At 57.2% G+C, this 22,559-nt stretch carries 17 protein-coding genes; 9 read left to right on the forward strand and 8 right to left on the reverse strand.

The annotated features are described in order from the left end of the window. Positions 1-185: 185 nt before the first annotated feature. On the forward strand, positions 186-701 hold the full coding sequence (locus tag QMZ29_RS02025) for a hypothetical protein (RefSeq protein ID WP_016926729.1): 516 nt from the start codon (positions 186-188) through the stop codon (positions 699-701). Positions 702-734: 33 nt separating this feature from the next. Beyond that, on the forward strand, positions 735-983 hold the full coding sequence (locus tag QMZ29_RS02030) for a GlsB/YeaQ/YmgE family stress response membrane protein (RefSeq protein WP_016926728.1): 249 nt from the start codon (positions 735-737) through the stop codon (positions 981-983). A gap of 47 nt (positions 984-1,030) precedes the next feature. On the opposite strand, the gene uraA is transcribed toward QMZ29_RS02030, so the two are convergent. Next, positions 1,031-2,320: a uracil permease gene (gene uraA / locus QMZ29_RS02035; RefSeq protein WP_016926727.1), complete on the reverse strand. Its 1,290-nt coding sequence runs from the start codon at positions 2,318-2,320 to the stop codon at positions 1,031-1,033. Positions 2,321-2,396: 76 nt separating this feature from the next. Continuing rightward, the gene (upp, locus tag QMZ29_RS02040; protein ID WP_004941642.1) at positions 2,397-3,023 is read right to left on the reverse strand and encodes a uracil phosphoribosyltransferase; all 627 of its coding nucleotides are present in this window, start codon (positions 3,021-3,023) and stop codon (positions 2,397-2,399) included. 255 nt (positions 3,024-3,278) lie between these two features. Here upp and purM point away from each other — a divergent pair, with 255 nt between their 5' ends. The 4 genes from purM to QMZ29_RS02060 all read left to right on the forward strand — a co-directional run bounded on the left by purM (position 3,279) and on the right by QMZ29_RS02060 (position 6,031). After that, positions 3,279-4,316 carry a phosphoribosylformylglycinamidine cyclo-ligase gene (gene purM, locus QMZ29_RS02045; protein ID WP_167324509.1) on the forward strand — a complete coding sequence of 346 codons (1,038 nt, stop codon included), beginning with the start codon at positions 3,279-3,281 and terminating at the stop codon, positions 4,314-4,316. Further along, complete coding sequence (purN, locus tag QMZ29_RS02050; RefSeq protein WP_025303844.1) at positions 4,316-4,954, forward strand: phosphoribosylglycinamide formyltransferase; 639 nt, start codon at positions 4,316-4,318, stop codon at positions 4,952-4,954. The genes purM and purN overlap by 1 nt, the downstream gene beginning before the upstream one ends. 113 nt (positions 4,955-5,067) lie before the next feature. Next, positions 5,068-5,619, forward strand: a complete 552-nt coding sequence (speG, locus tag QMZ29_RS02055) for a spermidine N1-acetyltransferase (RefSeq protein ID WP_004941631.1) — start codon at positions 5,068-5,070, stop codon at positions 5,617-5,619. A gap of 196 nt (positions 5,620-5,815) precedes the next feature. Beyond that, on the forward strand, positions 5,816-6,031 hold the full coding sequence (locus QMZ29_RS02060; RefSeq protein WP_043140451.1) for a hypothetical protein: 216 nt from the start codon (positions 5,816-5,818) through the stop codon (positions 6,029-6,031). Between the two features lie 120 nt (positions 6,032-6,151). Here QMZ29_RS02060 and QMZ29_RS02065 read toward each other — a convergent pair whose 3' ends face one another. The 3 genes from QMZ29_RS02065 to QMZ29_RS02075 all read right to left on the reverse strand — a co-directional run bounded on the left by QMZ29_RS02065 (position 6,152) and on the right by QMZ29_RS02075 (position 13,054). Next, positions 6,152-6,418 (reverse strand): hypothetical protein, encoded by a 267-nt coding sequence (locus tag QMZ29_RS02065; RefSeq protein WP_060434423.1) that lies wholly within the window; start codon positions 6,416-6,418, stop codon positions 6,152-6,154. Between the two features lie 270 nt (positions 6,419-6,688). Then, positions 6,689-11,326 (reverse strand): two-partner secretion domain-containing protein, encoded by a 4,638-nt coding sequence (locus QMZ29_RS02070; RefSeq protein WP_283225692.1) that lies wholly within the window; start codon positions 11,324-11,326, stop codon positions 6,689-6,691. Positions 11,327-11,386: 60 nt separating this feature from the next. Continuing rightward, the gene (locus tag QMZ29_RS02075; RefSeq protein ID WP_261426481.1) at positions 11,387-13,054 is read right to left on the reverse strand and encodes a ShlB/FhaC/HecB family hemolysin secretion/activation protein; all 1,668 of its coding nucleotides are present in this window, start codon (positions 13,052-13,054) and stop codon (positions 11,387-11,389) included. Positions 13,055-13,424: 370 nt separating this feature from the next. Here QMZ29_RS02075 and QMZ29_RS02080 point away from each other — a divergent pair, with 370 nt between their 5' ends. Together QMZ29_RS02080 and QMZ29_RS02085 are read left to right on the forward strand one after the other, a co-directional pair. After that, positions 13,425-14,879: an SIR2 family protein gene (locus QMZ29_RS02080; protein WP_049204834.1), complete on the forward strand. Its 1,455-nt coding sequence runs from the start codon at positions 13,425-13,427 to the stop codon at positions 14,877-14,879. Continuing rightward, complete coding sequence (locus tag QMZ29_RS02085) at positions 14,876-15,367, forward strand: TIR domain-containing protein (RefSeq protein ID WP_049296092.1); 492 nt, start codon at positions 14,876-14,878, stop codon at positions 15,365-15,367. The genes QMZ29_RS02080 and QMZ29_RS02085 overlap by 4 nt, the downstream gene beginning before the upstream one ends. A gap of 65 nt (positions 15,368-15,432) precedes the next feature. Here QMZ29_RS02085 and pstB read toward each other — a convergent pair whose 3' ends face one another. The 3 genes from pstB to QMZ29_RS02100 are packed head-to-tail and all read right to left on the reverse strand — an operon-like array spanning position 15,433 to position 20,091. After that, positions 15,433-16,245: a phosphate ABC transporter ATP-binding protein PstB gene (gene pstB, locus QMZ29_RS02090; RefSeq protein ID WP_019452422.1), complete on the reverse strand. Its 813-nt coding sequence runs from the start codon at positions 16,243-16,245 to the stop codon at positions 15,433-15,435. Between the two features lie 28 nt (positions 16,246-16,273). Then, positions 16,274-17,923 carry a phosphate ABC transporter permease PstA gene (gene pstA / locus QMZ29_RS02095; protein ID WP_141998665.1) on the reverse strand — a complete coding sequence of 550 codons (1,650 nt, stop codon included), beginning with the start codon at positions 17,921-17,923 and terminating at the stop codon, positions 16,274-16,276. After that, the gene (locus QMZ29_RS02100) at positions 17,920-20,091 is read right to left on the reverse strand and encodes an ABC transporter permease subunit (protein WP_173888284.1); all 2,172 of its coding nucleotides are present in this window, start codon (positions 20,089-20,091) and stop codon (positions 17,920-17,922) included. The genes pstA and QMZ29_RS02100 overlap by 4 nt, the downstream gene beginning before the upstream one ends. 396 nt (positions 20,092-20,487) lie before the next feature. On the opposite strand from QMZ29_RS02100, the gene ppk1 reads away from it, so the two are divergent. After that, positions 20,488-22,551, forward strand: coding sequence for a polyphosphate kinase 1 (gene ppk1 / locus QMZ29_RS02105; RefSeq protein WP_025303849.1), 2,064 nt, complete (start codon positions 20,488-20,490; stop codon positions 22,549-22,551). Positions 22,552-22,559: the final 8 nt, after the last annotated feature.

Raw genomic sequence — 22,559 nt, forward strand, 5'->3', positions numbered from 1 at the left:
CAATAGTGAACAATGCCTAAGCGCCGCTTGATCGGCGGCGGCACCCGTCGAGGCAAGAATTATCCGATATCATTCCCTAACTCCATGCCTGCGCAGGTTAAATTTGTAATTTAAGTAAAATCTGACCTAGTATAGGTAGGCTAAATGCAATCACCATCAACAAGGTTTCTGCAAGGATATAGACGATGAAAGTATGGAATAAAGTGCTGTTGGCCTCCTTTATCGGGTTGTTGGTTGCCGGCTGTGATGACTCGTCCAAGGTTGACGCCAACCTGGATAAAGCCAAAGACAGCGCCGAGCAGATGAAAGACGCCGCCCAGAAAAAAGCGGACGATCTGACGGACAAAGCGAAAGCGACGGCGGATGAAATCAAAAAAGAGGCCGCCACTCAGGCGGATCAGCTGAAAGACAAAGCTTCGGCGATTAAAGAAGACGCCGCCAAGCAGGCGGACGCCATCACCAACGACGCCAAGGCCAAAGCCGCCGCGATCAAAGACGACGCAGGTAAACAGAGCCAGCAGTTGGTGGATCAGGCCAAGGCCATCAAAAACGACGCCATCAACGGCGCCAACGATCTGACCGAGCAGGCCAAGGCGAAGACCGAAGCCATCAAGAACAGCGCCGAAAACAAAGCGCAAGAGTTGAAACAAGAGACCGATGCGGCGGTGAACGGCAATACTCAGCCGGCCACCCAGCAGTAAGCTATTCTCAGCCACCAAAGAAAGGAGCAGTAAATGGGGATTATTTCCTGGATTATCTTCGGCCTGATCGCCGGTATTTTGGCTAAGTGGATCATGCCCGGCAAAGACGGCGGCGGCTTTATTCTGACCGTCGTGCTGGGGATCATCGGCGCCGTGGTCGGCGGCTATATCAGCACCTTCTTCGGCTACGGCAAGGTTGACGGCTTCAACTTCGGCAGCTTCGTGGTGGCGGTTATCGGCGCCATCGTGGTGCTGTTCGTGTACCGCAAAATTCGCAGCTAAGGCGAATGCCATAAGTCAAAAGGGCAGCCCCTGGGCTGCCCTTTTCGTTACTTCTGCTCCGCCGATTCGTCCGGCGCGTCAAGCACCTCTTCTTCCTTGCGGAACAGGCTGATGACCTTGAACAGCAGGCTCAGGCCGATCCCCACGATGGTCGCCAGCGCCATGCCTTTCAGCTCCGCCGCGCCGATGTGCACCTTGGCGCCGCTCACGCCGATGATCAGGATCACCGAGGTTAAAATCAGGTTTTGCGCTTTGTTGTAATCCACTTTGGACTCGATCAGCACGCGAATGCCCGAAGCGCCGATCACACCGTACAGCAGCAGGGAAACGCCGCCCATCACCGGCACCGGCACCGCCTGGATCGCCGCCGCCAGCTTACCGATGCAGGACAACAGGATCGCCAGCACCGCCGCGCCGCCGATCACCCAGGTGCTGTAGACCTTGGTGATGGCCATCACGCCGATGTTCTCGCCATAGGTGGTGTTCGGCGTGGAGCCGAAGAAGCCGGAGAACACCGTCGAGATGCCGTTTGCGAACATCGAGCGGTGCAGGCCCGGATCGCGGATCAGGTCTTTTTTCACGATGTTGGCGGTCACCACCAGGTGGCCGACGTGCTCGGCGATCACCACCAGCGCCGCCGGCAGAATGGTGAAGATGGCGAACCACTCAAAGCGCGGGGTGTAGAAGGTCGGCAGCGCGAACCAGTGCGCCTCGCGGATCGGGGTCAAATCCACCACGCCCATGAAGAACGACAGCGCATAGCCCACCAGCACGCCGATCAGGATCGGGATAATCGCCAGGAAGCCGCGGAACAGCACTGAACCGAGCACCGTGACCGCCAGCGTCACCAGCGAAATGGTGATGGTGGTCGAGTCGGCGCTGGTGCCTTCCGCCGGCAGCAGCCCCGCCATGTTGGCCGCTACGCCCGCCAGCTCCAGCCCGATGACGGCGACGATCGCCCCCATCGCCGCCGGCGGGAACATCACGTCCAGCCAGCCGGTGCCGGCCTTTTTCACGATCAGCGCCACCAGGCAGAACAGCACGCCGCACATGATGAAACCGCCCAACGCCACTTCGTAACCGAGCGGCAACAGCAGCAGCACCGGCGAGATAAACGCGAAGCTGGAGCCGAGGTAGGCCGGGATCTTGCCTTTACAGATGAACAGATACAGCAGCGTGCCGATGCCGTTGAACAACAGCACGGTCGCCGGGTTGATCTTGAACAGGATAGGCACCAGCACGGTGGCGCCGAACATGGCGAACAGGTGCTGGAAGCTGAGCGGAATGGTCTGGAGCAGCGGCGGGCGCTCGCTGACGCCGATGGCGCGACGGGTCATGTGTGCTTTTCCTCGGTTTATTGGTTTTATAGGTTTTAGTCAAAAAAAAGCCGACTCGTTAAGTCGGCTCAAATGTTTACTTAGTACCAAATATCTTGTCGCCCGCATCGCCCAGGCCAGGCACGATGTAGCCCTTGTCGTTCAGACACTGATCGATGGAGGCGGTGTACAGCTCAACGTCCGGATGCGCTTTCTCCAGCGCGGCGATGCCTTCCGGCGCTGCGACCAGGACCAGCACCTTGATGCTGTGGCAGCCGGCTTTCTTCAGCAGATCGATAGTGGCGATCATCGAACCGCCGGTGGCCAGCATCGGGTCGACGACCAACGCCATGCGCTCTTCGATGTTGGAAACCAGCTTCTGGAAGTACGGCACCGGCTCCAGGGTTTCTTCGTCGCGGTATACGCCCACCACGCTAATGCGCGCGCTCGGCACGTGCTCCAGCACCCCTTCCATCATGCCCAGACCTGCGCGCAGGATTGGCACTACGGTAATCTTTTTCCCTTTGATCTGATCCACTTCAACTGGCCCGCACCAGCCTTCGATGGTGACTTTTTCCGTCTCCAGATCGGCGGTCGCTTCATAGGTCAGTAAACTACCCACTTCTGAGGCCAGCTCACGGAAGCGTTTGGTGCTGATGTCATTTTCACGCATCAGGCCAAGCTTGTGTTTTACCAGCGGGTGTTTCACCTCAACGATCTTCATCATTTTTCTCCTATTAAGGTGGTTGCGGCCAAAAAAATCGCGGGATTATACCTCCTTTTTTTCGCCGCGCCACCCACAATAGCCCGATCGGGATCAACAAAAGTTTGAATATCAGTATAGATGACGAAAAAGCGGAGCCGGTTCACAAGCCGCTCGCAAACGTTTGCCTGCGCTGTTAGAATTGCCGCGCCTTATTCCGGAATCAACATCGGAAGCACAGTTTTCAAACCGCAAATCGTCGTGGGGAATCGCGCAGTGACCGACAAAACCTCTCTCAGCTATAAAGACGCAGGTGTCGATATCGATGCAGGCAACGCATTGGTAGATCGCATCAAAGGTGTAGTTAAACAGACCCGTCGCCCGGAAGTGATGGGCGGTCTGGGCGGGTTTGGCGCCCTGTGTGCGTTGCCGCAGAAATACCGCGAGCCGGTGCTGGTTTCCGGTACCGACGGCGTGGGCACCAAGCTGCGTCTGGCGATGGATCTGAAACGCCACGACACCATCGGCATCGATCTGGTGGCGATGTGCGTCAACGATCTGGTGGTTCAGGGCGCCGAGCCACTGTTCTTCCTCGACTACTACGCGACCGGCAAGCTGGACGTGGACACCGCGGCCAGCGTGATCACCGGCATCGCCGAGGGCTGCAAACAGTCTGGCTGTGCGCTGGTGGGCGGCGAAACCGCTGAAATGCCGGGCATGTACCACGGCGAAGACTACGACGTGGCCGGTTTCTGCGTCGGCGTGGTCGAAAAATCCGAGATCATCGACGGCAGCAAAGTGCAGTCCGGCGACGCGCTGATTGCCCTGGGCGCTTCCGGCCCACACTCCAACGGCTACTCGCTGGTGCGCAAAATCCTGGAAGTGAGCAACACCGATCCGACCGCCACTCAGCTGGAAGGCAAGCCGCTGGCCGACCACCTGCTGGCGCCGACCAAAATTTACGTGAAGTCCGTGCTGGAGCTGATCGAGAAGGCGGACGTACACGCCATCGCTCACCTCACCGGCGGCGGCTTTTGGGAAAACATTCCGCGCGTGCTGCCGGAAGGCATGCAGGCGGTGATCGACGAAACCAGCTGGCAGTGGCCGGCAGTGTTCACCTGGCTGCAGCAGGCCGGCAACGTCAGCCGTCATGAAATGTACCGCACCTTCAACTGCGGCGTAGGCATGGTCATCGCCCTGCCGGAAGCCGAAGTGGAAGCGGCCATCGCGCTGCTGACCGCGGCAGGTGAAAAAGCGTGGAAAATCGGTAAACTGACCGCCTCTTCCGACGAACAACAAGTGGTCATCAACTGATGAAAAAGATCGTGGTGTTGGTCTCCGGCCAGGGGAGCAATCTCCAGGCGCTGATTGACGCCTGCCAGCAAGGCCGCATCGCCGCCGAAATCGTGGCGGTGTTCAGCAACAAGGCGCAGGCTTATGGCCTGCAACGCGCCGAAGCGGCGGGCATCGCCGCCCAGGCGCTGGATGCCAAGGCCTACGCCGATCGCACGGCGTTCGACGCCGCGTTGGCGGACGCCATCGACCAGCACCAGCCCGATCTGGTGGTGCTGGCCGGCTACATGCGCATCCTCAGCCCGCAGTTCGTGCAGCGTTATGCCGGCCGCATGCTGAACATCCACCCTTCCCTGCTGCCGAAATACCCGGGTCTGCATACCCACCGTCAGGCCATCGACAACGGCGACAGCGAACACGGCACCTCGGTGCACTTCGTGACCGAACAGCTCGACGGCGGCCCGGTGATTTTACAGGCCAAGGTGCCGATTTTCGCTGACGACGGAGAGGATGACGTGGTTGAACGGGTGCAAACCCAGGAACACACGATCTATCCGCTGGTGGTGAGCTGGTTCGTCGACGGTCGCCTGGCGATGCGCGATGGCGCCGCCTGGCTGGACGGCGAACGCCTGCCTGAGCAGGGTCACGCCGCCGACTGATGCGCGCAGCCTGAACCTTGCCTAAACGGCGCCCACGCGGCGCCGTTTTTTTTCGCCTTCATCCATTCTGTGAAGTTATACTTTGCACAATTTCACGGCACAGAGGAGCCCACATGTCCAGCACTGCCAGCGTCAGGTTACGCCCATTGGAACGGGACGATCTGTCGTTCGTCCACCAGATGGACAACAACGCCAGCGTCATGCGCTATTGGTTTGAAGAACCCTACGAAGCCTTTGTCGAGCTTTCCGATCTCTACGACAAACACATCCACGATCAGAGCGAGCGCCGCTTTATCATCGAGCACGAAGGCGCCAAGGTCGGCCTGGTAGAGCTGGTGGAGATCGATCACATCCACCGCCGCGCTGAGTTCCAGATCATCATCGATCCTGCCCACCAGGGCAAAGGCTACGCCAGCACCGCCGCCCGTCTGGCGATGGACTACGGTTTCTCGGTGCTGAACCTGTACAAGCTGTACCTGATCGTCGATAAGGAGAACCCGAAGGCGATCCACATCTACAGCAAGCTGGGCTTCAACGTGGAAGGCGAACTGATCGACGAGTTCTTCGTCAACGGCGAATACCGCACCGTGCTGCGCATGTGCATCTTCCAGCCGCAATACCTGGCGAAGTTCAAAACGCCCAATGATAAGCCGCTGGTGAAGTGACAATTTGCGAGAAAAAAGAGAAAACCCGCCCAGGCGGGTTTTTTATTGGGAAATAAGCGGCTAGTATTAAGGCATATTATTTTATCGTCAGGAAATAGCCTGATGAATACGAAAATAAATAATATTTCCCGAGATAATTAATCGAACAATAATTAATAGTAAGAATTACCCTCTGCCTCTACAAAGGAAAAATGCCATGACAACCGTCTCAAACCTGCTGCTTTTTATCGGCCTGGCGATGCTCGCCATCGCCGCCGGCCTGAATACCTATAGCGGCTACGCCTCCGCAGATCCCAATAGCACCCCGCTGTTTTCCTCACTCTGGTGGACGCGTTGGTTCCCGCTCTATGCCTCGGGAGCTGCGTTGCTGCTGGTGGGGGTAGTGTTGCGGGTTTCGGGGCGGGGACGTTAAAAACAGAAAACGGCTCCGAAGAGCCGTTTCCATACGTGGGTCAACAGCCTTCATAAACGGTATCAGGTGCCTATTTTATGATGCATAGCATGTTGCGGAAATAGGGGGTTAATCCATGTCCTAACTTATTGCCTTGATAATATTCTGCACGATAGGTTTGACAGCTGCTGTCAATTTTTCATTGTCAATAGTGAAGATTAAAAGCTCAATGTCGCTTTCCGCATCAAGTAGCATCTGTCGTAACCATTTTTCCTCTATCGCTACAATACTGTCACCTGCGTTATTTATTTCTGATTGAATTTCAGCCACAGGTAGTTTTCCTTCTAAAAAGGCCACACAGGAAAAACTAAGCTTTTTAATTACATCGGGATAAATCCACCCACTCATTTTTCACTCCTGCGAAGGATTGTGATTATTATGTTACCATGGTTTTCAGTAACCACACCAATGTCACCAGCCCGATAAATTGTCCTTTGAATATCATTAGATATGCTTGTTTCAGTAACACCTATTTTAATTACATACTCAACTATATTGGACGAAACGGTTTTTCCAGGTCCAATGGTTCCTGCCGAAGAGCCTAAGCTTGTTGCTTACATTCGGTCAACGGCATGTTGAGAGTAAAGACGATCACCTATACGTGCATATTGATGTCCATCAACTGTTTTTATCGAGAACCTGACCGTTATCCCCAATCAGGTTGGCGCCCTCGGCCTGAACCTGGCTGCCGATGTTCGCCAGCAGCGCATTGGTCAGGTTGTCTTTGAAGCTGCCGCCATTGATGGCGGTATTCAGGCTGGAGCTGATGACCGATTGCCCGGCCACCCGCTGCGCCACCTTGCTCCAGTCGCCGTTGCTCAGCTGCGGCAGTTTGACGTTGTTCGGGTTAAGCGGTTTGCCCGCCGCATCCTTACTCCAGCCCATCGCGCTGTCGAAGCCGTTGAGCGCGCCGCCGATCGCCATCGCCGTGGCGGTCGCCTTGACGTTTTCATTGCTGCCCAGCGCCTGCAGGGTTTTCGACAGGTTGCCCTGGTTCTCCACCAGCGCCACCGCCGCCTGGGAGGCCAGCGAAGACATTCCGGCCGTGACCGCGCCGCTGGTTATCGCCCCACCGCCCACGGCGCCGGAAACGCTGGAAGCCGCCGTGGCCGCCAGTGAACTGCCAGCGGTCACCGCCGCTGCCGCAATGGCGATCACCGCCGCCACCGCCGGGTTCAGGTGCTGGCTCTTGTAATCCCAGCTGTCGTAAGCGTCTTTGACCTTGCTCCACTGCACGTCGTTGCGCTTGTTCAGATCTTTGACCCAGGTGGTGCCCGGCGTATTGCCCAGGGCGTCGATGGCGCTTTGCAGCGCCTGCCCGTTTTTCACCTTCACGTCGGCGCTGACGCCCTTGGCGGCTTCCACGGTCAAGGCACCACCGGTATGAATGCTCGGCAGCACCCACTTATTGTCTTCGTACCCTTTATTGGCCTGCTTGATAAAGAAGCCTTTCGAATTGCTGACGGTCTGTTCGAAAGAGGTGTTTTTCACCGCGCGGAAGCTAACCTGGCCATGCGTGCTGGTCAGGCGCGCGTTTTGCCCGGCGGCGATTTTGCTGGCTTCATAGGTGCTGTCGTCGCGGCTCATCAGCGTGATATTGCCGGCGGCGGTAAACTCGGTAACCTTGTTGGTTACGTCATGGCGGGTCTGCTTAACCTCGGTTTTCTTGCCCCACCATTTGCGTTTTTTCTCGGTTTTCTCGTAGTGGCTGGACTCCTCCATCGCCTGAGCGTAGAGATAGCCACCCTTGGCGGCGATATCCATATTGCCGGCGCGCATGGCTTCAGCCTGGTTGTGGGCGTCGACCTGGGCCTTTTGTTTGGCTTCGTCAATGCCTTTGCTTTGGGCTTCCTGGCGCGCAGCGGTCAGCTGGTTTTGTGCCTCGTTTTTTGTTTTGTTGCCTTGATTAATTCGCTGCTCTGCCTGCGTGACATCATTTCGAGCAGCAGCCAGACTACTTCTTGCAGCACTAAGTTCTCCTTCGCGCTGTGCTACGAATTTATCCCAACTCCCTACTTCAGCAGACCAACCACTGCCATATTCGTGAGGTGGGTTATTACGCATAAACTCATCCCGCCTTTCCTCAGCATCTCTGACGGCAGCCTCTGCTTGCTGAACGAACGAAATTCTTTGCGTAACAATATGTTCAGCATTTGTTTTTGCCTGCAATGCCTGATTAATTTGCTGCTGCGTATTTCGAAGCTGCTGCTCGGCAATGGCTATCCGACTCCCCCAATCCGTCACCGCTACCGGTGATTTCCAGTTCGCTCCTAATCCTTTAACCACCAGCTTGGTCGCCTGGAACAGAATGCTGCCGCCGGAAATCACCGTCATCAGGCCGCCGGCATTCAGCTCGGTACCTTGCTGGGTACGGGTTTCGGTGAACTCGTTGCCGCTCTCGCGGTAAGTGTGGTTTTGCACCGCCTCGAAGCGCATATCGCCGCCGGAGGTCAACGTCATGTTGGCGCCGGAAGTCAGCCTGGCGCCGTAAGTCAGCAGTTGGTTATTCGCCGACGCGGTCAGGTTTTTCCCGGCGCTGAGGGTAGTGACCACATGGCGGTCGTCTTTGTTGTTGTCGTTAGCGGCATCAATGGCGGAATAGGCCAGGTTCGACAACCATAGATTCTGCCCGGCCAGCAGCGTGATATTACCGTTGGCGGAAAGCGCGCCGCCCTGGGTGCCGATGTCGCGGGCCGAGTTAATCAGTAAATTGCCGCCGGCGTGTACCCGGCTACCCAGTTCAGGCGTGCGGGAAGAGGGGAACAAGCGACTAAATTGCTCCCCCAATTCGCGATAGTTCAGATCGGCATTATGGCCGGCCAACAGCGTGACATCTTTACCTGCTTTAATGTGCGTCCCGCGCAACGCCAGATAACCGCCGCTGTTGAGCAGCACTGAACCACTGGCGTTCAACTGTCCGGCATTTAGCAGTTGGTTGAACTGCGTTTGTCGTTGTTCAGGAGATAAATTCTGCGCTAAACGATCGTTATTCAACGCCTCGTCATTTCTGACAATCGAAACAGTGCCGTTCGCCGTCATTGCAATATTTTGGCTTTGCGGCGCGAAGTGCGTGTTACGTAGATAAATACCTTGCCCGGCATTTAAGGTTAAGTCCCCGGCAGCATTCAATTGGCTCAGCCAGCGGGCACCATCGACGCCGAAATAGCGTGGGCTAGGTACAGTGTGCACTTTGACGTTGCCGTTGCGGCTGGTCAAAGTGACATGATGTCCCTTCAGATAGCTTTGACGGGCATCCAGCTCATTCACTGCTGCAACGTTCAGACTCTTGCCCGCAGTTAGCTCAGCACCGTCGGTGTAAAACACATCATCGGCAACCACAGTCAGGTCGTTACGCGCGTTTATTTTATCGGTACTGATAACACGTCCCGCATGCAGCACAATGTTGTGAGCTACCAGTGAGTCAGGCCGTCCCGAAGCCACCACCTCACTAAGCTGATTTCCCGCCGGCGTCGAAGTTTTAATTTCTATCTGATTTTTAAAATCCGCAACCAAATTGCCGCCCGCCAACATGGCTGAGGCCGGATAGCCAGAAGCCGACCAGCTCTTTTGCCCGCCTTTTCTGACATAAATGACATATTCCGGGATCGACGATTTCTGATCCTGCCATTTATGTCCCAGAACAACGTTAGGATTCGGCACCTTCGGTTCGAAAAGTGCATAGTCGTTCATGTCCCCCGTCATTTCACTGCGCACGCCCAGATTATTACCAGTTAAAATCAGATCGTTAGTCGCTTTTATTGTGCTGACGTGGTTCCAAAGCTCCGACGCATTAATGTAGGCATTCTTCCCTGAAATGATTTCTGCGGGACGGCTGTCGGTCACTACGGTAAAACGCGCGCGTTCACTGTTAACCCAGGGCGTTTTTTTGAAATCGACGTGTCCCAACCAGGTGAAATTTTTATCTTCAAAGTCCGCCAAATAATCAAAAAATTGGTAATCGAATTGCCCCTCGTACACACCATCAGCCAACCAACGATCGATATCCTTGTTGTCCTTCGGCGCGTTGTTGGAGGAAATGGCGAACTGCTGGCGAACGTTGTTCAAACTCTCCGTGCGTATCACTAAATCGCCGCTGTTGGTCAGGATTTTCGCCGAACGGTTCTCGACGGATTTAGCCTTGTTGCCCTGAGCATCCTTTTGGATCCACATATTTTTATTGGCGTGCAGCTTGGCATTTTCCCCGGCGTTGCGGATATGGTCGCCAAAGATACGCATATCGCCACTGGTGCTGGTTTGCCCGTCATTCACCAGCGTCGTTGCTGCCAGCGTGGCGTTGCCGTCCGCCTGCACGACAGCACCCCGCGTAATGTGCAATCCCTTGGCGCTAACATTGAGGTCACCCTTGCTGTGCGTGGTGCCGTTAAGCACCAGGTTACCGTTAACGCTCAGCGTAATATCCCGCTGTTTGCTGGTGAGGTCTTTCAGGTTCACCCCCACCCCATCCTCGTTGGCCACCAGGCGGATTTTGTTGGCGTACATGCCGCCCAGCGCTTTGGTATCCACGGCCAGTTGGGGCTTAGCGCCTTCACCGGCGATCGGTTTGATGCTGCCGTCCTTGAAGCTGATGCGGTTGGCGCCCTGAGTCAGAGACAGATTTTGTGCATTGATTTTGCCGTTCAACTCGGTGGCGCGGCTGATGATATCGACATAGTCGGCGCCGCTGCCGTCCAGCCCTTTACCGCCGATGGTGACGCCGCCTTTTTTCACCTCCAGCGCTTCCAGCGCGCCCTGCTTGTCGAACTGCGGCTTGCCGGTGGTTAACGTCACGCCCGGCGCGTTGATAAAGCCGCAGCCGTCGCAGGTGATGCCATTCGGGTTGGCGATCATCACGTTGGCCTTGTTGCCGAATACCTCGAGTTTACCCTGCAACTCGGAACGACTGCCGCCGATCACCTCATTGATGATCAACTCCGCCGGTTTTCCCTTCAGGTAGGTGTTGCCCTGCGCGCTGTAGATCTCCACGCCCAGCTGCGTTTTGCCGCCGTGTGTGGCGTTATTCAATACGGCACCCTGTGGCCCAACGTTGAAATCTTTATAGGTGTTGTGGGAGATGCCCGCACCGTTCGGCGTGGCGATATTCACCACCGGTACGTTGCCCGGCTTGATAACCACCTGCGTATTGCCGTTAGCGGCGGTAATGCCGGCGGCGAACGCCGGGTGCAACGGCTGGAAAGCCGTCAGGTAGATCAGCAAATAGCTGGCGCCCCGCGCCAGCGGATGATTGAGCTTATCCATATTCATTCCTTCGAAAGGATGTTGTTTTGAACGCCGAGGCGCTCCTGCTGTGTGCTGGCGTTATAACGTGACGGTGGCTTGCCAGTAGGCCACCCAACGATCCGGTTGCAGGCTGTCTGGGTGCGTCAGCGGTTTACCGACGGTGACCGCCTGATTGAACCAACGGCCGCTTAGCGTGGCGCCCAGCGCCGCCCCGACGACGCTGCCGCCGTCTATCTGCCCGGCGCGCCCCTGCAGCCAGCCGGCGTCTAACGCGCCGGTCAAAGAAAGCTCCCCCAGCCTCGGCAACGTCAGCCATTGCCAGTTGAGTTCATTGCGCCAGTAGGCGCCGCGATTACCGGTCAGGTACTGCTCTTTAAAGCCACGCACCGAGTATTGCCCGCCGATGGAAATGCGTTCGCCGGCATACAGGTTGTCGGCGCTGGTTTGTGCGTAGGCCGAGGTCAGGTAGTAGAGAGAAGGCGCGAGCGGATAGAAATAGCTGGCGCTGAGGCCAAGCTTGCGGAACTCGCTGCGCGGCGCCCCGTTGCGCTCAGGATCGTCGGCGGTGGCGCCCAGCATGCGCAGCCCACGGCTTACCGTCGGGTTCAACGTCATATAGCCGCCGCCCGTGACCGCACTGTAATTGAGGCCCAGACTGGCGATGCTGAGCGTCGGGCTGCTGACGCCCAACCGTTCCCCCGCCAGCTTATTTTCCGTGGTGCGCCGCGCCAGCCCGATATCGACGGCCAGCTTACGTGTGCCATCCCGCAGCAACGTGCGGTTCGCGCCCAAACGCTGGGTCTGGTTGTTGCCCTGATAGCGGTAAGCCGTGCCGTTGAATGGCACCTGCTGGAAAAAATCGTTCCAGGCATACTGGTAGCTGAACAGCCAATAGCCATAGGGTAAGGTAACGCTGCCGTTCAGGCTGCGGCTGCGATAATGCGGGCTGAAATCGTTATTGCGCGCTGCGGAAAGCGACCATTGATCGGCAAGATGCAGCGGATTATCCAGCGAGAAGGCGGCGTTCATCTGCCCGGTGCCGGTGCTTTTCTGGCCGCTGTTATCGGCGCCGAAAGAGAAAGAGACCGGTGCGCGCGTGGCACCGCGCAGCAAAACCACGTTGGAAAAGCCGGGTTGCTCGCCAGGTTGAATATCGATAGTCACCTGTTGCGACGGCAGGCGGTTGAGCTGCTCCATGCCCTGCTCGATATCGCGCAGATTCAATACGTCACCAACCAGACCGGGGAACGCCATCTTCAACGCCAGCGTCTGCTCACCGTTTTGCGTGATGGACTCGATTCGCCCTTCGCTGGCGCTGACGGTCAACACGCCGCGGGAGATATCCTGCTCCTGCAGCCAGGCCTGCGAAGTGACATAGCCGCGTTGCAGATAAGCATTGGTGGTTTCGCGCACCAGACGGTTGATGTGCTCCAGCGTCAGGCAACGCCCCTGATACGGGCGCGCCAGGCTTTCTTTTACCGACCAGGAAAGATGTTCGGCGCCCTGAAAAACGATCTGCCGCACCGTTTGGCAAACCGCCCCTGCGGCGGCCGGCACAGGCAGCGGTAACGCCGGCAATTCAACGTTATGTTGCAGCGCCTCGCGTTGCTGCTGCGCCTGCTCCAGCAACGTTTTCTGCTGTTGGGTAATGCTGTCGCGGTCAGCAGGGCTGGTGATTTCCGCGCACCACGCAGAGCTGCAAAACGCCAAGAGCACAGGCCAAATCCTCAGCTTCCATGCACACATTTAAACACATCTATTTACGTTAACTTACATACCTTAGCGAAGTATATACAATTTACGCCGCAAATCAACGATAATGAGAATCACTTCCATTTAATCGAAGTCACAATGTGACAAAAAATGCAGATATGCCACGACCACTGCGTCTTATTAACCAGAGTGCATTTAATTAAAATTAAAATTAAAAAAACAAATAATAAAAGCAAATAAATTCAATATTAAAATAACACATTCAATATCGACAAAAACAAACGAGCAGAGTTTACAAAGTTAACTCGCCATTTTATCTTGGTCGTTCTATTCGCATAATTAATTCATAAAAAACATAGTTATTAACTAACCAATAAAGAAAAACAATATCGGGAATAGCCTCATGTTTAACCGTGATATAGAACTGTTTATTCGAGATTACGTTAATGATATCAAAGCCGGCAGCGCTGCGCTGTTTGCCGGCGCCGGACTGTCCATCCCCGCCGGTTTCGTTAGCTGGAAAGAGCTTATCGGCGATATCGCTTATGAACTGGAGCTGGATATCGAAAAAGAGAGCGATCTTATTTCTCTGGCGCAATATCACCTCAATGAAAAAGGCAACAGACATAAGATAAATCAGAAAATAATTACAGAATTCGCTGAGCAGGCGGAAGAAACAGAAAACCACCGGATTATCGCCAGATTACCGATAGCGTCACTTTGGACCACTAATTACGACGACCTGATTGAAAAAACCTATGCCCGTTATAATCGCGTCTGCGACGTCAAAACCACGCCGGAAAGCCTGACTAATAACATTCATAAACGTGATGTTGTTTTATATAAAATGCATGGTGACTATAGAAATCCCAACCAGGCGATTATCACCCGCGAACAATACGAAACTTACTCCCGTACACACCTTCCTTTTATCAACATGCTGATGGCGGAGCTGACTGCCAAAACCTTCCTGTTTATCGGTTTCAGCTTTGAAGACCCCAACCTGCAATATGTATTGAGCCGCCTTTACGCACAGTACGGCGAAGGGCAGAGAAACCACTACTGCATCATGCGGCGCGTCCAGCTCGGCGACAGCGGCAGCGAGGATCAGGCGTCTTGCGATTACAACAGCCGCAAACAAGGCTTGATGATTAACGATCTGCGCCGTTACGGCATTCAAACGCTGTTGGTGGATGACTATCGGCAAATCACTGACCTGCTGTATGCCATCGAAACGCAGTTCAAAAAAAGCACGGTGTTTATCTCCGGCAGCGCCGACAACTACCAGCCCTATACCCGTGAAGAGTCCATCCAGTTCATACATCGTCTGGCGCGCCTGCTTATCCACAAACAGTATCGCATCGTCAACGGTTTCGGCTGGGGCGTAGGCACAGCGGTGATCAACGGCGCATTGGAAGCCATTTACGATAGCCAAGGAAAAATCAGCGAAAGCCAGCTGGTGCTGCGTCCTTTCCCCCAATTCGCCAGCGGCGGCATTACCCTACCGGCACTTTGGCACGAATACCGTCAGAACATGATTTCGCTCAGCGGCATCGCAATCTTTTTGTTCGGCAACAAACGCAACGCCGAAGGCGAATACGTGCTGGCCGACGGTTTATTGAAAGAGTTCCAGATCGCCACGGAACAAGGCTGCGTCTGCATTCCTATCGGTTGTACCGGCAGCGCATCTGCCGAGATCTACCGAAAAATCAAGGAGGAGATGAAAGAAACCCTCTACTACCGCAACCCCGCCGCCATGAATCTGCTGGATCAGCTTAACGAACCGGGCAGCCTGGCGGAGAAGAAAAAAAGCCTGTTGGCGCTTATCGATATCATTACTAAGGATAACCCCCGATGACCAGAAAATGTTTTTACAGTTTCCATTATGAGCCGGACAACTGGCGCGCTTCTCAGGTACGCGAAATGGGCTCGCTGGAAGGTAACCGGCCAGCCACGGATAACGATTGGGAGGAAGTGAAAAAAGGCGGTGACGCCGCCATCGCCGCTTGGATCAAGGGCCAGTTGGACAATCGCAGCTGCGCCGTGATTCTCGCCGGTAAAGATACCGCTGATCGCAAATGGATTAATTTCGAAATATGCGAGGCTTGGAAAAAAGGCATGGGCGTGCTGGTGGTGTATATACACAATTTGAAAGACAGCGCCGGCGACCAAACCACGAAAGGTAAAAACCCGTTGGATCACATCAAGCTGGGTGACGCAAAGCTTTCCACAATCGCCAAAGCCTATGATCCGCCTTATTCGACCAGCACCAATGTCTATAACCATATAAAAGACAATTTGGCTGAGTGGGTAGAAGAAGCGATCCGCATTCGTAAAAATTACTGACGCCCCTGATAGACAAAAGGCTGCACGGTTGTGCAGCCTTTCGTTTGTTCATAGCCCAAACGGCCTCAACCATACCGCCCGGTAATATAATCCTCGGTGCGGCGCTGGCGCGGCGACGTGAAAATGGCGTCGGTGTCGTTGTACTCCACCAGCCGCCCCTGATGAATAAAGGCGGTGTAGTCGGAGACGCGCGCCGCCTGCTGCATGTTGTGCGTCACCAGCACCACGCTATAGCGCTGTTTCAGCGCGGAAATCAGCTCTTCGATGGTCAGCGTGGAGATCGGATCGAGCGCCGAGGTCGGCTCGTCGAGCAGCAATACTTCCGGCTCGATGGCGATGGCGCGCGCGATCACCAGGCGCTGCTGCTGGCCGCTGGACAAGCGGAACGCATTTTCGCGCAGCCGGTCTTTTACCTCATGCCACAACGCGGCGGCGCGCAGTGAACGCTCCACCGCTTCATCCAGCAAGCGCCGGTCGCGCACGCCCTGCAGCCGCAGGCCGTACACCACGTTTTCATAGATCGATTTCGGGAACGGGTTCGGCCGTTGGAACACCATGCCCACCCGCCGCCGCAGCGCCGCCACGTCGATCTGCGCGCCGGAGATCGCCGCGCCGTTCAGCTGCAGATCGCCCTCAATGCGGCAGTTGTCCACCAGATCGTTCATGCGATTGAAACAGCGCAGCAGCGTCGATTTGCCGCAGCCCGAAGGGCCGATCAGGGCCGTCACCCGATGTTTCGGGATACGCAGCGAAATATCGTGCAGCACCTGTTTGTCACCATAAAACAGGTTCAGGCCGTTGACCGCCAGCGCGGTCTGTTCATCGTCGAGATGCTGGACATCCAGCCGGGGCAAACTGCCTGGCGTCATCAAACCCATTACGCACTCCCCAAAAATAGCGTCATTGTTACTGCGACCATGCTCGGTACCGCTCCCTCAACGAATGGCGGATGCCCATCGCCGCCAGATTCAAACTCACCACGATCGTCACCAGCAAGAAGGCGGTGGCGAACACCAGCGGCCGCGCCGCCTCCACGCTCGGGCTCTGGAATGCCATATCGTAGATCTGGAAGCTCAAATGCATGAACTTCCGCTCCAGGTGCAGATACGGGAAAATCTCGTCCACCGGCAGCACCGGCACCGATTTCACGACCCCCACCAGCATCAGCGGCGCGGTCTCCCCTGCGGCGCGCGCCACCGCCAGGATCAGGCCGGTCATCATCGCCGGCGCCGCCATCGGCAGCACGATGCGCCACAGCGTCTCGGCCCGGCTGGCGCCCAGCGCCATCGAGCCCTGCCGCAGCGAGGCGGGAATGCGCGACAACCCTTCCTCGGTGGCGACGATCACCACCGGCAGCGTCAGCAGCGCCAGCGTCAGCGCCGCCCACAGCACGCCGGGCGTGCCGAAGGTCGGGTTGGGCAAAGATTCAGGATAGAACAGCTGATCGAGCGTGCCGCCGATCATATAAACAAAAAAGCCGAGGCCGAAGACGCCGTAGACGATCGAGGGCACGCCGGCCAGATTGACCACCGCGATGCGGATCACCCGCGTCAGCAGATTGTTGCCGGCATATTCGTGCAGATACAGCGCCGCGATCACGCCAAACGGCATCACCACGATCGACATTAGGATCACCATCAACACCGTACCGAAAATGGCCGGGAACACCCCGCCTTCGGTATTCGCCTCACGCGGGCTGTCGGTGAGAAACTTCTTCACCTGCTCGCCCCAGTGCATCAGCTTCTCGGTGGTGCTCATGGCGTTCGGGTACCAGGCATCGCGCACCTGGCTGAGCGGAATGGTCAACGTCTGCCCGTGCATGTCGCGCAGCAGCAACGCGTCGCGCTGGCGATCGCGGTTCAGCCCCGCCAGACGTTCGGACAACAGCTGATACTGCCGCTGCAGCTCCAGCCGTTCGGCCTTGATGGCGTCCTGTGCGCGGGCGTCCAGCTTATCGTCGCGCTGCAGGCGCTTTTCCCGCAGCCGCAGCGCGTCAAACTGCTGATTGATGCGCGCCATGTCGCGGAATTGAATGTCGTGCGCCTGGCGCGAGAGCGCGGCGATTTGCGGCAGGCGCTGCTGCAACGCCTGCCCCAGATTGCGGCCGGTCAGTGGTTGCCCGTCTTCCAGCAGCCCCGCCAGATAGCCGTAAGCGGTGCCGTGGCTGTCGCGTTCCAGCACCAGCAGGCTGCGCGGCGTGCTTTGGCTGCGGATATCGCTGGCCAGCAAGGTGCGGAAATCCTGCCCCTCGCGTTCGCGGTTGCCGACCTTAATCAGATAACGTTCGACGTTCTGCGCCTCGCCCGGCGGCGTGACGCCCGCCTCGGCCAGTTGGCGCCGGGAAATGCTTTGTTGCTGGTACAACTCACCGATCACCGTCACCGGCCCAGCGCCGTTCTGATTCAGTTCGAACTGATAAACCGGGCTCGGCCAGAAATAGCGCATCCCCTGCCCGGCCAGCAGTAGCAGAATGCCGATCAGCGCCAACAGGCTGACGGCCACCGAACCGGCGGTCAGCCACACCCACGGCGACCCACTCTTCACCCAGCTCTTCATGGCGCCTCCTGATTCGGCGTGTAACGCTTACGCAACCGCAGGCGCACCGCCTCCGCCAGCGTGTTGAACACGAAGGTGAAGACAAACAGCACCAGCGCAGTCAGGAACAGCACGCGGTAATGGCTGCTGCCGGAAACCGCCTCCGGCATTTCAATGGCGATGTTGGCCGCCAGCGCGCGCAGCCCCTGGAACAGGCTGCCGTCGATAATCGGCGTGTTGCCGGTAGCCATCAGCACGATCATGGTTTCCCCCACCGCGCGGCCAAAGCCGATCATCAGCGCGGAGAAAATGCCGGCGCTGGCGGAAGGCAGCACCACTTTGATCACCGTCTGCCATTGGGTGGCGCCCAGCGCCAAAGAGCCCTGGCTCAGGGTGGCCGGCACGCTGAACAGCGCGTCCTCAGCCAGCGAGAAGATGATCGGCACCAGCGCGAAGCCCATCGCCACGCCCACCACCAGCGCATTACGCTGGTCATAATTATCCCCCAGCCAGAAATGCAACGGCTCACCGAACAGCGCCACCTCCAGCCACGGCCCCAGGCTGAACGCCAGCCACACCGTCAACGCCAGCAGCGGTAACAGCAGCAGCAGATCGACGCCCGGCCGGCAGCGCGGCATAAAGCGATGGGTCAACGCGCCGCACAGCAACACCGCCGCCGCCAGCAGCAGCGGCAACGCCAGCACCGCCAACAGATACTGCTCGATGATCGGCGCCAGCCAGATGCCGGCCACCAGCCCGATCACCACCGTCGGCAGCGCGCCCATCACTTCGATAGCCGGTTTGATCACCCGTCGTAGCCCCGCCGTCATAAAGTAAGCGGTATAGATGGCGCCGGCCAAGGCCAAGGGTATGGCGAACAGCATCGCGTAAGCCGCCGCCTTGAAGGTGCCGAAGATCACCGGCATCAGGCTGAATTTGGGTTGGTAGCTGTCTTCGCCGGAGGTGGACTGCCAGACGTAGGCCGGCTGCGGGTAGTTCTCATACCACACCTTGCCCCACAGCGAACGCCAGGTGACGTCCGGATACGAGTTGTCGAGCGCATAGCGCTGCCAGCCCTGCGCGCTCTCCAGCAGCAGACCATCGCCGCGCGGCGCGAACGCCATCTGCCGCACCTCGGCACCCAAACGGGTATTCAGCAGCGGCTGCGGTTGAATGGCGGAAAATAACGAGAAGCCGCCATCGGGCCGCAGAGTGGCGAACACACGGCGGTAAGGCTCGGCCACCGTCAGCTCCTGCCCGTCAGCACCGTGATCGAAATGCTGCACCGGCGTCAGGCGCCAGCGCCGATCTTTTTCCACCTCGAACCACTCGCGCAGATTGCCGTCGGCGCCCTTGATCAGCAGCGCGCTACCGCCGGGCAGCGCCGTCATCTGATACGGGGCGTGTTCGCCAAGGGTACGCGTTTCACGCAGCTGCAGCTGCGCGCCGTCGATCTGATAACGCGCCAGCCGGTTGCCGGTCAGCAGGTAAAGCTGGCGGCCATCCGGCGTCAGCACCAGTTGCTCCCCGTCGTGCTCCAGCGGCCGCTCGCTGAACTGCGGCGGCCGGTCAGGGCTGAAGCGACCGAACACCAGGCGCCGATCGTCGGTCACCCCGGCCAGCAGATACTGCCCGCGATGCGCATCCGCCAGCGACAGCAGTTTCAGCGGTTTGTTCTGCGGATCCAGCGCCAACGGCTGTTGCCCAAGCGGGAACTGCCACTGCGGCCGGCCGTTTTCCGCCGTGGCGAAGTCCGCGCGCGCCACCACCAACCGGCCGTCGGCCTGCGCCAGCGCAAACAGATCGCGCTCTCCGGCAGCCTGCGCGAGCAGCGCCGGTTTAGCCAACAGCGTCTGCTGTGCCAGCGGCGTCTGGGCCTGGCCGCTCGGCGCCGGCGTCAGACGATAAAATTGCCCCGCGCCCTGCGCGTCGATGCGATAACCCACGCGCTGCTGCACGTCCATGCCCAGCGCCAGCGCCGGGGCCGACACCGCGATCGGCAGCGGCTGAGCCTGCCCAAGCGAGGCCGGTTTGAACAGCGGCAGCACCGCAAACAGCAGATAAACGAAGATCAGCATCAACGTCACCAGCACCATCAGCCCGCTGGCGGTCACTGCCGCCTGCACGCCGCGGTCGATGCGCCCGCGCATGCGATCTCGGGGATGTTGATTGGCCGTCGTCTGTGTCATGTGTCTCGCTGTCGCTGATGTAATCGGGCTTACGCCGTAAGATAACCGGGCATCTTATGTCAGTTTTATGACGTTTGCATGACAAAGTTACCCGACTCAACCCAGGTTTTTTACACTGCCAACAGACAATATGAATTTGATATATTGCTGAAAAATGACCATAAACACGCTTTATAACGCCAAGAATAAGCCTGCTAGCCGTCATTTCATGCTGATCGTTTTACTGCCGAGCATCCCGCCGCGGGGAAAATTTATTGCCGCCGAAAAACGCCGCGCGCCAACGCAATGGATATGTTGGACTTTCCTGTCAATCTCTCGCAATAATGATGAAGGACACTAGAGCGGCATCCGGGCGCTGCGTCCCGGATCCTATTCTAAATTTGAACTGGAGTGGCAATGGGTCAGGAAAAGCTCTACATCGAAAAAGAACTAAGCTGGTTATCCTTTAATGAACGCGTGTTGCAGGAAGCCGCAGATAAGAGCAATCCCCTGATTGAACGTATGCGTTTTCTGGGCATTTACTCCAACAACCTCGACGAGTTCTATAAAGTCCGCTTCGCCGATCTCAAACGGCGCATCCTGATCAGCGAAGAGCAAGGCTCCGCCGGTTCCTCGCGCCACCTGCTGAAAAAGATCCAGGCCAAGGTGCTGAAAACCGATCAGGAGTTCGACGGCCTGTACAACGATCTGCTGCTGGAAATGGCCCGCAACCAGATCTTCCTGATCAACGAACGCCAGGTGTCCGAGAACCAGCAAATCTGGCTGCGGCAATATTTCAAACAACATCTGCGCCAGCACATCACGCCGATCCTGATCAACCACGACACCAACCTGGTGCAGTTCCTGAAAGACGACTACACCTATCTGGCGGTGGAGATCATCCGCGGCGCCCGCACCGACTATGCGCTGCTGGAGATCCCGTCCGACAAGGTGCCGCGCTTCGTCAATCTGCCGCCGGAAGCGCCGCGCCGCCGTAAGCCAATGATCCTGCTGGACAACATTCTGCGTTACTGCCTAGACGATATCTTCAAGGGCTTCTTCGACTACGATGCGCTCAACGCCTATTCGATGAAAATGACCCGCGACGCGGAGTACGATCTGGTCACCGAAATGGAATCCAGCCTGCTGGAACTGATGTCCTCCAGCCTGAAACAGCGCCTGACCGCCGAGCCGGTGCGCTTTGTTTATCAGCGCGACATGCCGAACGAAATGGTGGAACTGCTGCGCGGCAAGCTGGGCATCTCCAACTACGATTCGGTGATCGCCGGTGGCCGTTACCACAACTTCAAAGATTTCATCAGTTTCCCGAACGTCGGCAAGGCCAATCTGGTCAACAAGCCGCTGCCGCGCCTGCGCCACATCTGGTTCGACGGTTTCCGCAACGGCTTCGACGCCATTCGTGAAAAAGACGTGCTGCTCTACTACCCGTACCACACCTTCGAGCACGTGCTGGAGCTGCTTCGCCAAGCGTCGTTCGATCCGAGCGTGTTGGCGATCAAAATCAACATCTACCGAGTGGCGAAAGATTCGCGCATCATCGAATCGATGATCCACGCCGCGCACAACGGCAAGAAGGTCACGGTGGTGGTCGAGCTGCAGGCGCGCTTCGACGAAGAAGCCAACATTCACTGGGCGAAGCGCCTGACCGAGGCCGGCGTACACGTGATCTTCTCCGCGCCGGGCCTGAAAATCCACGCCAAGCTGTTCCTGATTTCACGCCGTGAAGGCGATGACATTGTGCGCTATGCTCATATCGGCACCGGCAACTTTAACGAAAAAACCGCGCGCATCTACACCGACTATTCGCTGTTGACCGCCGATTCACGCATCACCAACGAGGTGCGCCGGGTATTCAACTTTATCGAGAACCCCTACCGGCCGGTCACCTTCGACAACCTGATGGTGTCGCCGCAGAACTCGCGCCTGAAGCTGTATGAGCTGATCGACAACGAAATCGCCAACGCGCAGGCCGGGGAACAGGCCGGCATTATGTTGAAAATAAATAATCTGGTGGATAAAGGACTGGTAGATCGGTTATATACCGCGTCCGGCGCCGGCGTGAAGATCCGCCTGCTGGTGCGGGGCATGTGTTCCCTGATTCCCAACCTGCCGGGGATCAGCGACAATATTCAGGTGATCAGCATCGTCGATCGCTTTTTGGAACACGATCGGGTTTACGTTTTCGACAATAAAGGTGACAAACGGGTGTATCTGTCCTCCGCCGACTGGATGACCCGCAACATAGATTACCGTATCGAAGTGGCGGTATCGCTGCTGGATCCGGCGCTGAAACAGCGCGTTCTGGACATTCTGGAGATCCTGTTCAGCGATACGGTCAAGGCCCGTTATGTGGATAAAGAACTGAGCAACCAGTACGTGCCGCGCGGCAACCGCCGCAAAGTGCGCGCCCAGGTGGCTATTTACGAGTATTTAAAAGCTCTGGAACAACCAGGACAGTAGGCCAGCAA

This window comes from Serratia sp. PF-27 (assembly GCF_030053255.1).
GTDB classification, from domain to species: Bacteria; Pseudomonadota; Gammaproteobacteria; order Enterobacterales; family Enterobacteriaceae; genus Serratia; species Serratia bockelmannii.